This window comes from Pedobacter sp. JY14-1 (assembly GCF_029269825.1).
In the GTDB taxonomy this organism is placed as follows: domain Bacteria; phylum Bacteroidota; class Bacteroidia; order Sphingobacteriales; family Sphingobacteriaceae; genus Pedobacter.
In genome coordinates, this window is sequence record NZ_JARJHU010000001.1 from 37,214 (window position 1) to 50,949 (window position 13,736).

Sequence of the window (13,736 nt, forward strand, 5' to 3'; positions counted from 1 at the left end):
TCTTTGCCTACTTATCCTCTCTTCTGTCTTAACTTCGCTGTCGGTGTAAACTTCTTTTCATCGGTTTGTTTTTTTTGGTTTATGGTTTAGTTGATTCTCGCTACAGGGATGATCGTTTTCCTATAGTGGCTGGTGAGGCCAAATCAATCTTTAATATGCTTTTACAGTTACTTTTCTGCCCTCCAGTTCAAATTTCACAATTCCAGTGCTTTCCAGTGTCTTCAGGATCACCGAAAGCTGGTCGCTCCGCTTTGCCGCGCCACCCAGCACCGCCTTTTTCAGGGATTCCTTTTCAAATACAACCGCTACGTTGTACCACCTGGCCACCTGTCGCATCACTTCTTCCAGCGGAGTAGCACTGTAGGTAAATACGCCCGTTCTCCACGACACGGCGGCTATTGCATCAACAGATTTTACGGTAAGCTTTCCATCGCTGAATGTAGCCTGTTTATCAGGAGCAAGCAGCACTTCGCTACCGTCATTGCGAGAATGCGCAGCTTTCGAAGCAATCTCACCCTGCAAAGGAGATTGCCGCGTCGTTCCTCCTCGCAATGACGAGGTGCTAAGCAACGACGACACGGATGCCGCACCCTCAACCAACGTCGTCTTCACACTCCTTTCATCTGCATACGCATTAATGTTAAACTCCGTTCCAATATCCTCTACCACCTGCGCCTTTCCATCTGGCATTTTACTCACTACCCTGAAAGGCTGTTGATCATTATGCTTCACCACAAAATACGCTTCACCTTGCAACAATATTTTTCTCTCTTTACCAGAAAATTGGTTAGGAAACTCCAATTTTGAATCCGCATTCAACCAGACCTTCGTTCCGTCAGGCAATGTAAACTGGTAAGTCTGCCCTCTCGCCGTCGTCGCGATTAACTGCGCAATGTCATCCCTATTTCCGCCATGTCGAGTTCCGTCATCCCGAGTTCCGTCATCCCGAGTTCCGAGGGATCCCTTGTCTTTGCTGTTCAAGAGATTTCTCTCTTCGTTCGAAATGACGGAAGTGTTATCACTATAAGCAAGCCCCGCGGCACCTCCCACAACCACACCCCTCTTCGCACTATCCAATTGTATCGTCTTTCCATTCGCCAAGGTAATCGTCGCACCATAATTCCCCGGAGCCACATCATTTACCGCTACGTCATTGCGAGGTTGCGTAGCCTGCGAAGCAACCTCATACTTATACAACCACACCCCAAACACAACCATCGCCACCGCCGCTGCAACACCCGCAATCCTCGGCCAAAGCCTCAGTTTCCTAGGGTGCTTCACAATACCTGCTACATGCTGTTCAAAACGCAGCCTGGCAGAGACCAGGTCCTCAGGAGTCAGTTCAGAAGCTTCATCTTCGCCTAAATGGTGAAACCATTTTTGCAAAAGCAGCATTTCATCCGGTGTACATAAACCAGCGCTATACCGTTCCAATAACTCCTTAGCTTCTTTCATACCTTAAAAGGCTCTATTGCCTTTATAATACTAAGACGGCAAAGGGTACCCGGTATGGGTACAAGGATTAAAAAAATATTTTTTGCCTATAGTTTCAGGGGACAGTGTCCCCCGAATTGCATTTTTCGAATGAGATGTTCAGTCAATCAAACCGCTTTCTAAACCAGAACGCCAGGTTCACCAGTGCAATCAATGCCGGAACTTCAACCAGGGGGCCAATCACACCTACGAATGCCTGACCGCTGTTGATGCCGAATACGCCAATGGCAACGGCTATTGCTAGCTCAAAATTATTTCCTGCTGCTGTAAAGGCAATAGCGGTGCTTTGAGAATAATCGGCCCCGGCTTTCTTCCCGGCAATGAAACTGACCACAAACATGAGGGCGAAGTAAATGACCAGCGGCACAGCGATGCGGATTACATCCAGTGGAAGCTGAACGATCAGTTCACCTTTTAACGAGAACATGACCACGATGGTGAAGAGCAGTGCAATCAGGGTAATGGGTGAAATGAAGGGAATAAACTTTTGCTGGTACCAGTCTTCACCTTTGCTGGCAATTAAGGCATACCTGCTCAGCAACCCGGCCAGAAAGGGAATGCCCAGGTAAATGCCGACACTTTTGGCGATCTCGGCAATCGAGACAGCTACGGAAAGGCCTTGAACGCCAAACATCGGCGGCAGTACAGTAATGAACAAATACGCATATACGCTGTACAGCAGTACCTGGAAAATGCTGTTGAGCGCCACAAGTCCCGCCGCGTACTCCCGGTTGCCTTCGGCCAGCTCATTCCAGACAATTACCATGGCGATACAGCGCGCAAGCCCGATCAGGATGAGACCCGTCATGTACTCCGGATAATCTTTCAGGAACAACAAGGCCAGCCCAAACATGAGCACCGGCCCGATGACCCAGTTCAGTACAAGTGAGGTACTGAGCACTTTTATGTTTCGGAATACCTTGCCTATATGCTCATACCGTACCTTGGCCAGCGGCGGGTACATCATCAGGATCAGTCCTGCAGCCAGCGGAACATTAGTGGTTCCGCTGCTGTAACTGTTGATCCAGGTGGCGGAAGATGGCACAAAGTAACCCAGCGCCACACCGAGGGCCATCGCAAGGAAGATCCATAAGGTCAGGTACCTGTCTAAAAATCCCAGTCTTTTACGGCCTGATGCCGGGTTACAATGGTTTGCGCTCATCTAATCAATATTTTGTTTAATAAAGTCTTCACTGTAGGCTTTGATCTGTTCCCGTACGTCACGGAATTGGGCCATGATCTCATCCTCCCTGCCTGCAGCCTTTGCCGGATCTGGGAAATTGTGATGGAACTTCTTTGCCTTGGACGGAAAGAACGGGCAGCGCTCTTTCGCATTATCGCAAACAGTGATCACGAAATCAAAATCGATATCGCGGTATTCATCCATATTGTTGGAAGTATGGCCGGAAATATCGATACCGTCTTCTTTCATGGTCGCAATGGCACGTGGGTTTACGCCATGTGTTTCTACGCCTGCACTATATACTTCGGCTTTATCGCCGGCGAAATGCCTCAGGTAACCTTCAGCGATCTGGCTCCTGCAACTGTTACCGGTGCACAATACTAAAATCTTCTTCATAGCTGTTGTCAGGCTGGTTTAACTGCAGCATCCGCTGGCTGGTGAACATTCATTAATTACCGCCAGGTTCTTAAGCTGGATCTTCGGCTTGGTGCCGCAGTCGCCACCACGTTCAGTAGCTTTGCATTGCACCGTATCCGGGCGCAGGTCAACGATCAGGTTGCTGCCTGCTACAGTGATGGCCTTTGGCAGCATCTGGCGGGTATCAAATCCGGCATTGCCATATTCGATCTTCAAAATGGCTTTAGGGTGCAGCGGAAGCGCCTTCTCCACCGTTTCAATGATGGAAAGCGCCTTGCTGGCTGTCATAGACCTTTCCTGCTGTTCTGTGCCTGATTCCCACACCTGTACAATTACCTCTGTCCACGAATTCATTACGCCGCCGCAATCTACCGAGGTAATCGGAGCCTGCTTGATCTCCGTAATGTGAAAGGCCGGATCTGCCCATTTATTTTCTGCGTACTGGAACTGCAGGTTCAGTTCCTTACCGGATATCAGGGCATCCTTGAATGCCTGCCATGTTAGTGTTTCCATATCAACTGCTTTATTGTAATATTACGATTAACCATTTCAAATTTTTTTAACAACAGTTTCCTTCAGCGATCTGTATATCTCCAAAGAACGCACTGAACAATGCCTTGTACTGCTTCCAGACCTTTGGATCAATGCAATAACACACACTGGTTCCCTCAATCGTTCCCTGGATGATGCCAGCCGTCTTCAGTTCCTTCAGGTGCTGAGAAGTAGTGGCCTGCGCCAACCCCAGTTCTTCTACCAGTGTGCCGGTAACGCAGACGTTCTTTTTGACCAGGTATTGCAAAATGGCGATACGGGCAGGATGCGCCAAAGCCTTGGCCATCGCCGCCATGTCGTTCTGCTCCCTGGTAAATAAGTCTGTCTTAGACGCGCCCATGCTGAATTATTATATCGCAATATTACGATAATAAAACTATAGAATAAAATAAAACGAAGAAAAAATGTTCAAACAATACCTTACTTATAAAACAGGAGCATTGCAATCCAAACCACCAGTCCCAGCCGCAGCCTCAAAACTTTCAGTGCCCGCTTCATCTGCGTAGCTACAGTATGCTCAGAAATGTTCAGCACCTCTGCGATCTCCTTATGCGTAAGTTTCTCCTTCCGGCTCAATTGGAAAATCTCCCGCATCTTCGGTGGCAAGGCCTCGATCTCCCTTTCGATAAGTGACGACAGGTCCCTTTCCCGGACCAGAAAATCGGCAGATTCATTAGAAATATCAATGAAGCTTTGCAGGGAAGACATATACTTCTCTTCTACCTTTCTGCGCGAAAACAGATCAAGCGCGCGGTTGCGGACAGCCGTAAACAAATAAGATTTCAGGGAATCAAAGGAGTTTTCAAACCGCTTGTTCCAGACTGTTAGCAGCACATCCTGGATAATGTCCTGAGACTCCTCTTTATTATGCAATTTCTTATGGGCGTAAATATACAGCAGGCTATGATAGCGCTGATAAATCGCTTCAAACGCCATAGCATCGCCTTCTTTTAAAAGCACCATCAATTCCTCGTCAGTATGTGCGCTGTAAGTAACTGCCATATCTTAATGAATTTTTTGCCCTCAATACTAAAGTAAGTAAAAAACAGCATTAGTCACTAAACCCTCAAATTCCATTCAAAAAAAATGTAAACTAAATTTATTAGTATTATGTTGCTATATTACCAATAGTATTAGCATATTTGTAGCAACCTAATTTTAGTTTTTTATGAAAGAGTTAGAGCTGTATAGGAAGGGCACAGCGCCAACCCTTGCGCCGCTGTACGACGAGGCAATCCACGCTGGTTCTGAAAGCCCTGCGGTGGATAATAAGGAAGCACGGATCGACGTCAACGATTACGTAACCAGGTATCCCGATGCTACATTCTTTGCCCGCGTCAAGGGCGAATGCATGATCGGCTCCGGCATTTTCCCCGATGACCTGCTGGTAGTGGACCGCTCCCTCACCCCCAGCCACGGCGATATCGTGGTCGGCGTCCTCGACAATGAATTCATTCTGCGCTGCTACTACACCGTCAGCGGCAAGGAATACCTGATGCCCGACAACCAGTATTTCAAACCGATCGAGCGTACGGAAAGCACGCACTTTGAGATCTGGGGCGTAGTCCCCCACACCATACTTGACCAGCGCAGGCGAAACCACGCCCGCATCAACCGTATCGATTCCCGGTTCCGAAACCTGTAAACCATTGAACAGCACTCCCATTTCACTGCTAAAAGAACTAAATATGAAGATCAACATCAAAAGACCACTATTTTCTGCGATCGTAATGCGCGTCATGGAACGCCGCTTCTGGCAGGCTGCCTACACCGAAGAGCAATCACGAAATTCCTTCGAGGTCCATCTGCACAAAGGATGTGACGTAGCCTTCTTTATGCAACATTTTCAGCAATACATGACCCAGCTCGTCACCGAATTCGGCGATCCCGAGGTCACCTATCACTTCGACATCATGCCCGCCGACAACTGCAGGCTCCACATCAGCTTCGGCAGCCATACCTCACCCATCGCTGAACACCTGCCGCAACCCACCTACCGCATCGCACTCTGATCTGATGCAGAATTAAAGTGCAAATGTGAAGGTTATCCTTTACCTTTGCCTGTGAATGATCAACCGCTGTATTGCCATTACTTTATTTATAGCATTGATAAGTACCAACTTATCACGGTTTTTTGTTTATGCGGAATTCGTGGTCAATCAGAAATACATTGCGGCTGCATTATGCGAAAACAGGGATAAGCCTGAGATGCATTGCAACGGTAAGTGTTACCTGATGAAAAAGCTGAAGGACGCGGAGGAAAAAGAAAAGAAGCAGGAACAGGCCAACCAGAAGAAGGGCGCTCAGGACATCTTTGTCGTGACAGCGCCGTTGACGGTAAGTTTTTTCAAAGTGGAATCGAAAAAACAGCGCTTCCCGGTGCTTACTTTCTGCTTACCGCAGGTCAGCGTTGAAATCCCGCATCCACCCCCTGCCCCACAGTTTTCTTAATTAAAGTGCATGCCGGTCTGGTAATTCCCATCAAGGGGATCGCCGTGTCATGCCTGTGAATTTACATTAGTTAGAAAATCTGTAATCCTTAGAATACATAATGAAAACAATACTTAACAACCCGAGAGTACTCGTGGTGATTTGCGCTATACTTACCCTTACTTCCTGCTCAAAGAAAGAAGATATTACTCCCGAATTCCAGGAAACCAATCTCGCTCCGCTTTCCGTGGAGTTTGACAACATCGTTGGCGATCGGACTTTGACTTTCAACAACACAGCCAACCCATACATCAATGCGGCCGGTGAGCCTTTCACCATATCGAAACTCCAGTATTTTATCAGCAATATTAAGGTAACCACTGCTCAGGGCAAAAGCTATACTGTCAATCCCGACAGCAGCTATTTCCTGATCAAGGGCGACGACAAAGCGACACGCTTTGCCAAAGTAAAAGTGCCAGAAGGAGATTATACAAGTCTGACCTTCATATTGGGTGTGGACAGCTTGCGCAGCACCATGCCGGTCGATAAGCGAACCGGGGTACTGGACCCTGCCGCGGGGCACGATGATAGTGGGATGTACTGGGGCTGGAACAGCGGCTATATCTTTTTTAAGTTTGAAGGCAATTCCAATGTGATCTCAGACAACTCTGCGGGCGATCCTACGGGTAAAAAGCAATTCAAATACCATATCGGCTTTTTTGGCGGCTACAGCGCACCGACCCTAAATAACATCAAGGTCATTACGGTCGATCTCCGCACAGGAGGGATCGCAAAAGTCAGAAAAGACCGCCAGAGTAACATTCACCTCTTTGTAGATGTAATGAAAGTCTTCAACGGCAAAAACAGCTTTAAGATCGCTGAAAAGCCAAATGTGATGTTCGACGAGTTTACATCCAGGATTGCCGCAAACTTCATGGAACTGTTCAAACACGACCACACAGAAAACTAGACCATGACTGGAAAACATTGGACCGTATTGTTGTTTCTCGGGCTGTTTATTCTTGCCTGTAAGAAAGACAATCCGGTTAAGGAAAAAGTAGAAAATTGGCTGGGTTTTATAAAACCAGCCAATTTTCCTGAGCCGGAATACAATTTCGCCAATAACCCGGTGACCAGGGAGGGCTTTGCGCTGGGCAAGGCGCTGTTTAACGAGCCCCGGCTATCGCGAAATAACACGGTCACCTGCGCTTCCTGTCATATCCAGTCTTCGGCATTCACCCAGCATGGGCATGATGTCAGCCATGGGATAGATGACCGCCTGGGTACGCGCAATTCTCCTCCGATCATGAACCTGGCCTGGAATAAAGCCTTTATGTGGGGCGGCGGTGTGTTTGATCTTGACTTGCAGCCCATCGCCCCTATTACTAACCATGAAGAGATGGACGAAAAGCTGGAAAACGTATTGACCAAGCTCCGCGCCATGCGCAAATACACCGGGCTGTTTAAAAGCGCATTCGGATCAGAAGAGATCACAACAGCCAGGTTTATGAAGGCCCTGTCCCAGTTCATGCTGATGTGCGTCAGCAGCAATTCGAAATATGATAAAGTGATGCGTAAAGAAGGTGGCCAGACTTTTACGGATGATGAAATGGCAGGCTACCTGCTGTTCCGGGATAAATGCGCCAGTTGCCACAGGGAACCCTTGTTTACAGACGGTTCCTTCCGTAACAATGGTTTGGCGGTCAGTCCGATTGACGACAAAGGCCTTTACACAACTACGTTACAGGCATCGGACAAATACAAGTTCAAAGTGCCCTCGTTGCGCAACCTGCAGTATACCGCTCCTTACATGCATGACGGGAGGTTTCTGACGTTGAACGCGGTATTCGACCACTATCACCAACAGGTACAGGCCACACCCAATCTGGATCCGCTATTGCAACAGAACGGAGGCCTGGGCATTTCGCTTTCTATGGAAACGCGCCGCCAGCTGATGGCTTTCCTCAATACGTTGAATGACACTGAGTTTATCAACAATCCTTTACTGGCAGAAGAGTAAAAGTGAAAGAATGAAAAAATTGATTATAGCTCTATTACTGAGCATTTTTATCGTAACCGCAAGCAAAGCCTGCGACATTTGCGGATGTGGTGCAGGCAGTTATTATTTAGGAATTCTCCCTGAATACAATAAACGGTTTTTGGGTTTGAGATACCAGTACAAAACGCTCCGGACCCACTTGGGTCCAATGGGGGAATCTACACCACTGACTACGGATGAAACCTACCAGAGTGCAGAACTCTGGGGCGGTGTAAACTTAGGAACCCATTTTAGGATACTTGCTTTTTTACCTTATAATTTCAATCGCCGTGTCAACCAGAATGGCACCGGGCATAAAGACGGCCTGGGAGACATCGCAATTATGGGCTATTACAAATTGTTCGACAATATGGGAACTGCGGCTGAGCGACTGCTCGTCCAGTCTCTCTGGGTAGGTGCCGGCATCAAAGCGCCGACGGGAAAGTACGAACCATCGGAACGCCTGGCAGTATCCGAATCGCCAAACAACTTTCAGCTTGGAACAGCAAGTACGGATTTCACGGTAAACGCGGCTTATGACATCCGCTGGAATGACCTTGGCCTGAACGCAAACCTCAACTACAAGATCAACACCGAAAACAAACACGGTTACCGCTATGGCAATAAATTCACATCCAACGTTCTCCTCTATCACAAGTTCAGGATCGCGCAAAGAATTACGGTAGCTCCCAATGTTGGCGTGTTGTACGAGACAGCCGTGAAAGATGTAGAAGATAGTAAATATGACGTAGCGGTTTCCGGAGGCCATTCACTTTCTGCGGTAGCGGGATTAGAGATCGGCATGAAAGGATTATCTATGGGTGCCAATTACCAGAATGTGCGGTCACAGGATCTTGCCGGAGGTAGAGCAAAAGCAGGAAACAGATTGATGGTTCATGTCTCATTACCATTTTAGATGCGCGTGTAGCGGCAGGATTATGTAAATCCAAAGCAACCGTCATAAGACAAAAAAAAGCGGGGAATGATCGGATTGATCATTCCCCGCCATCTAAACCGTCACCTCACTAATCCCGTCATCTCGACGCAGGAGAGATCCCTTGCCCAAATCACCATGAACAATTCTCCTCATTAATCCCTCCAACTCGGATTCATCCTGGCTTCGAAATGAGCTATAAAGTCCCGACCTTTTTCCTTTCGACAGCTGAATTCAATGTATCTATATATTTTTTAACCAACGAAGAAGCCAGATGCTGAAGATCTTTTAATTTGCTATTTTTATTGTTATTAAAAATGCCAAGGGAATTGGTCTCTTTTAGTCTTTTGTAATCAACACTACCTTCTTTAATATCACGGATATCAGTCTTAAAAAAATGCTTTACAACTCGCTGTTGCTGAGTAAAAAACTCAAACGTATAGTTCTCATCATGACTTGGCCGAAGCGATTTCAATTCTAAAATGTTGCCGTTTACCAGTTCATTCAAGTATGATTCGAATAAAATTTTCAGACTATCATTCTCAAATCCAATCGGCTTATAAGTGTTACATTCGTTGAATAATTGAACATACCATTTGTTCTTTCCATACCAAAACAAGTATTTTTCAATGTGACTCGAACATCCGCCTAAGACATAAGATTCGGGAGATCCGGGCTCCCATGGTCTATAAACAAATAAGAACTTCGCACCAAAGTCTTTAATAAAATTAATCTTTTCGTTTATTTTCTCACCATTTCCTCCAAACGCCATATTTGAATATGGTCTGGCTGCAGTATAACCGTCAACTCTTGAGATTACAGGAGCTGATTTATATAAGACAGTTTTCCACTCATCTTCATTAACCCGAACACGGTTTTCTAAAATATCACCTACCAGCTTTTTATAAAAAATCGCCGCGGACTTAAAGTCTCCCGAATTTGTAAGCGAATCTCCACGCTGGATCAGAGCTTTAATATTTTGACTATAACATACTGAACCCAGAAGCATGATACTAGCGAAGAGAGTAAATGTTTTCATTGATCAATGGAGAAAACTGTGTTAAAATGGAATGGTTAAGATCTTCCTGCCGTCAGCCACTACTTTGGCTACAAAAATAAGACAATTGACGATTTAATCCAGCTGAATTGAAGGTAAGTAATTGACCAGTATGTAGATTTCGGAAATTGTGCAGTGGATTACACACAAGCTGAACATTAAACGCACTTCCTAATATTTCCTAATTTTAAACAAATTAGGAAATATTAAAAGATCCCTTAAGTAATCTTATCTATTTCCCGACCACAAAATACTCTTCACTGTCATTGAATTTAAGTGCTTCACTATACAGGGGTTCGTCAAGCCAGGCCGGTGCAGATTCAAGTTTTTTCATAATTTGTCCTAAAACTTCACAAATTGGGAAATATTTACAGTAATAGATGTTCAGCCTGATAGACAAATTAGGAAATCTTTTTCCGGCATTCCCTAACCCGTCATTGCGAGAATGCAGCTTTCAAAGCAATCTCATTGCTCTTAACCCGTCATTGCGAGAATGCACAGCTTTCGAAGCAATCTCCTTCACAACATATCAAATTACACAACGTAAAAACATTCAATGCAAGACATAAAAAAAGCGGAGAATGATCAATCCGACCATTCCCCGCCATCTAAATTTAACGCTCTCTCGATGTATAAACTAAATCCGGCGCATTTTAGTATATCAAAATGTAAAAAAATTTATAACGCCTCGATCTCTGGTATCGAAAGCCCGGTATATCTTTCAATTTTGTCCAGCGGCTCCCCTCCAAGCAACATCTGGCGTGCCATTTCAACCGCTTTTTTCTGTAACCCTTCATTTAGTCCCTGTTGCAATCCTCGCGCAATTCCCTGCTGCATTCCCTCTTGCAATCCTTGCTGCAATCCTTGCTCCATTGCTTCCCTCCTCGCAGTCTTCACTGCGTAGTCCATCACATTCGCATTGTCCCACTTGTATTTCAGGCGCCTGTTGTACAGGCTTCGCTCCTCCTTATTCATATTCGTATACTTTGCGAGGTTAAATAATTGTTCAAATTCCGGGCCGTTCAAATAGTCAGGTCTGGTTTCGAACTCCGTCAGATGCTTCAATGCATACAACCACTTATCCAAATCCGATACCAGTTCCTCCGGCTTCTTAACAAAGTTAAGCATCTCAATGAATATCATATTCATACGGTCAGAAAATATTTTACCACTACTGCGATGTGCCCATGAAATGTCCTGGATATACTCATATGGTTCTCCTTTCGGCATCCTGAAGTCCTCCAGGAAGGCGATCAGGTAAATATCTGTCAAGCGATAGCCCCACTTCCTCCTGTTTCCCTTAGGACTTTGTTCACTTGCAGCCCTGGACACATAAAACATGGCGCGATCCTCGATATTTTCCTGGTAGCCCCGCTGGATCTCAATAATAAAACTGCTACCGTCGGCATCCGTACAAAACACATCGAAAATGGCTCCGCCCTCTTCGTCAATTTCTCCTGGGTGCTCATTTTTGTTATACTCAATACTGACAATGTGTTTCCTGCCCTCAAGCAGTTGATTCAATAATCCTATAAGCATTGGCTTACTCTCTTCCGACGCAAAAATCCGTTTGAACGCAAAGTCCACAAACGGGTCAATAAACGTTGTCGTTACTGGCTGATTGACCATAAATTCTGAATATTTTAATCGTACCGGAATTGGTACAGGATAAAGTATTCGGAATTTTCGAAACAACTATAAATTATTTGATCTATGCGGATGTCATTCCAATTCACCAACCCAATGGCAGCCCTAATCTTCCGCTTCATCACAATACATTTAATCCCGCAGGATAGTGCAGGTTGCACGCCAACACTAAAAAATGCATTTTGCCCACCTTACCAAATATCATGAAACCCAACTCCATCCTTCAATACGCTGCATTAATATTCACATTCTTGTTCCCGGCAATCTGTCCCGCGCAGAAGAAATCAGCCGATAAAGAACCCAGAATTGTCAATATCGTCAATTTCATACGCGACATTGAACCACGGGAAGCCCATGTCACTAAGGATGTACTCTACCAAACCGTGGTAAAGCAAATCGACCTGATGAATAAATACCAGTTGGGCGGTACCTTTCTATTGCAGTACGATGCTTTGATCGATCCCCGTTACCAGGAATTACTCAAAACGCTGGATAAAAGTAAATTTGAGATCGGGGCCTGGTGGGAGCTGCCGCAACAGCTGATTGAAAAAGCAGGCATCAAATGGCGTGGTAAATATTCCTGGGACTGGCATTCGGATATTGGCTTTTCCGTAGGCTATACCCCTCAGGAAAGGGAAAAGATAATCGACACCTATTTCGCAGATTTCAGGAATATATTCGGTCATTACCCGAAATCCGTAGCCTCCTGGGTAATTGACGGCCACTCACTGGCCTATATGTACGATAAATATAAAATTGTGGCCTCCGCAAATTGCAAGGATCAGGTAGGTACAGACGGTTTTACACTTTGGGGCGGATACTGGAACCAGGCCTACTATCCAAGCCGGATCAATGCCTACATGCCCGCTCAAAAAGCCGGAAAACAGCTGCCGGTTCCGGTATTCAGAATGCTGGGCAGCGACCCGGTCAGACAATATGCAGACGGCAGGTCGGTAATCACCCTGGAACCCGTGTATCCGAAGGCGGGCGGCAACGAGCAATGGATCAACTGGTTCCTGCAAAGCTTCTCCAGCGATCCCGCCCTGGGATTCAACTACACACAGGCTGGCCAGGAGAATTCATTTACCTGGGAAAACATGCACAAAGGGTTGGAGATACAAATGCCGATCATTGCCAAACTCAGACAGGAAGCTAAAGTCCGTGTCGAAACGATGTCCGAATCAGGAGAATGGTTCAAAAAAACCTATAAGGTCACTCCGGCAACTTCTTTCACAGTAACTAAGGACCTTGGCGACAGTGACGCACAAACCATCTGGTACAACAGCCGCTATTACAGGATCAACCTGTTCTGGAAAAACGGCAACATGACCATCCGGGACATCCATTTCTTCAACGAAACCATACCAGATAAATACATGAAGGCGGTGACGACCATCAATCAGAGCTTTTTCTACACTCTTCCGGTAGTCGACGGGTTCAACTGGGGCACTACAGCAAACACAGCAGGCTTGAAACTGATGACCTCAGCTGATGGAACAGATAAGCCCCTGAACGGTGGTAAAGCAACTTTCAAAAATTCAGGAAAGGACAAAGTCGAAATCTCCTGGCCCACCGGCAACGGAAACTTCTCCATCATCCTCCGGGAAAAAATGATGACCATCGTCGGCAAAGGCCAGCAGAACAGCAACTGGTTTTTGGACCTTAATGTGGAAGCTAACGCAAAGACAACAGTGAACAATATTGAAAATAACCAGGTAAATTACCTGTTCGACGGGCATAGCTATCAACTTAACGTAACTAAAGGTTCACTTGAAAAGCCAGCAAACGGGGCAATCTACCGCATCAAACCTGAAGGCCAGAAACTCATCCTGAAAATGTCAGATCAATAAATACCCCTACGCGTCATTGCGAGAATGCGCAGCTTTCGAAGCAATCCCCTCAACGCCCCACAACACAAAAAAAAGCGGAGAATGATCAATCCGACCATTCCCCGCTATCTAAATTAACGCTCTCTTGGTATATG

General features: G+C 46.0%; 15 protein-coding genes. 7 read left to right on the top strand and 8 right to left on the bottom strand.

Annotated features, from left to right (window positions below):
- Positions 1–150 precede the first annotated feature (150 nt).
- The 6 genes from P2W84_RS00135 to P2W84_RS00160 all read right to left on the bottom strand — a co-directional run bounded on the left by P2W84_RS00135 (position 151) and on the right by P2W84_RS00160 (position 4,648).
- Entirely contained in the window at positions 151–1,455 is a 1,305-nt protein-coding gene (locus P2W84_RS00135; RefSeq protein WP_276088060.1) for a FecR family protein, read from the bottom strand.
- A gap of 142 nt (positions 1,456–1,597) precedes the next feature.
- Entirely contained in the window at positions 1,598–2,656 is a 1,059-nt protein-coding gene (arsB, locus tag P2W84_RS00140; RefSeq protein WP_276088061.1) for an ACR3 family arsenite efflux transporter, read from the bottom strand.
- A complete protein-coding gene (locus P2W84_RS00145) occupies positions 2,657–3,073 on the bottom strand; it encodes an arsenate reductase ArsC (protein WP_276088062.1) in 417 nt (138 codons plus the stop codon).
- A gap of 18 nt (positions 3,074–3,091) precedes the next feature.
- A complete protein-coding gene (locus P2W84_RS00150; protein WP_276088063.1) occupies positions 3,092–3,607 on the bottom strand; it encodes a DUF6428 family protein in 516 nt (171 codons plus the stop codon).
- A 46-nt stretch (positions 3,608–3,653) separates the two neighbouring features.
- A complete protein-coding gene (locus P2W84_RS00155; RefSeq protein ID WP_276088064.1) occupies positions 3,654–3,986 on the bottom strand; it encodes a metalloregulator ArsR/SmtB family transcription factor in 333 nt (110 codons plus the stop codon).
- Between the two features lie 80 nt (positions 3,987–4,066).
- On the bottom strand, positions 4,067–4,648 hold the full coding sequence (locus P2W84_RS00160; RefSeq protein WP_276088065.1) for an RNA polymerase sigma-70 factor: 582 nt from the start codon (positions 4,646–4,648) through the stop codon (positions 4,067–4,069).
- A 166-nt stretch (positions 4,649–4,814) separates the two neighbouring features.
- Here P2W84_RS00160 and umuD point away from each other — a divergent pair, with 166 nt between their 5' ends.
- From umuD to P2W84_RS00190, 6 genes are all read left to right on the top strand, one after another.
- The gene (gene umuD, locus P2W84_RS00165; protein ID WP_276088066.1) at positions 4,815–5,291 is read left to right on the top strand and encodes a translesion error-prone DNA polymerase V autoproteolytic subunit; all 477 of its coding nucleotides are present in this window, start codon (positions 4,815–4,817) and stop codon (positions 5,289–5,291) included.
- A gap of 43 nt (positions 5,292–5,334) precedes the next feature.
- Positions 5,335–5,658, top strand: coding sequence for a hypothetical protein (locus P2W84_RS00170; protein ID WP_276088067.1), 324 nt, complete (start codon positions 5,335–5,337; stop codon positions 5,656–5,658).
- Between the two features lie 55 nt (positions 5,659–5,713).
- Entirely contained in the window at positions 5,714–6,097 is a 384-nt protein-coding gene (locus P2W84_RS00175) for a hypothetical protein (protein ID WP_276088068.1), read from the top strand.
- 100 nt (positions 6,098–6,197) lie between these two features.
- Positions 6,198–7,046, top strand: a complete 849-nt coding sequence (locus tag P2W84_RS00180) for an MbnP family protein (RefSeq protein WP_276088069.1) — start codon at positions 6,198–6,200, stop codon at positions 7,044–7,046.
- A 3-nt stretch (positions 7,047–7,049) separates the two neighbouring features.
- Entirely contained in the window at positions 7,050–8,096 is a 1,047-nt protein-coding gene (locus tag P2W84_RS00185; protein ID WP_276088070.1) for a cytochrome c peroxidase, read from the top strand.
- 10 nt (positions 8,097–8,106) lie between these two features.
- Positions 8,107–9,030, top strand: coding sequence for a transporter (locus tag P2W84_RS00190; protein WP_276088071.1), 924 nt, complete (start codon positions 8,107–8,109; stop codon positions 9,028–9,030).
- Between the two features lie 214 nt (positions 9,031–9,244).
- On the opposite strand, the gene P2W84_RS00195 is transcribed toward P2W84_RS00190, so the two are convergent.
- Together P2W84_RS00195 and P2W84_RS00200 are read right to left on the bottom strand one after the other, a co-directional pair.
- Entirely contained in the window at positions 9,245–10,087 is an 843-nt protein-coding gene (locus P2W84_RS00195; RefSeq protein WP_276088072.1) for a hypothetical protein, read from the bottom strand.
- A gap of 696 nt (positions 10,088–10,783) precedes the next feature.
- Positions 10,784–11,734 carry an Rpn family recombination-promoting nuclease/putative transposase gene (locus P2W84_RS00200; RefSeq protein ID WP_276088073.1) on the bottom strand — a complete coding sequence of 317 codons (951 nt, stop codon included), beginning with the start codon at positions 11,732–11,734 and terminating at the stop codon, positions 10,784–10,786.
- A 221-nt stretch (positions 11,735–11,955) separates the two neighbouring features.
- On the opposite strand from P2W84_RS00200, the gene P2W84_RS00205 reads away from it, so the two are divergent.
- Entirely contained in the window at positions 11,956–13,602 is a 1,647-nt protein-coding gene (locus P2W84_RS00205; protein WP_276088074.1) for a hypothetical protein, read from the top strand.
- The last annotated feature ends 134 nt before the right edge of the window (positions 13,603–13,736 follow it).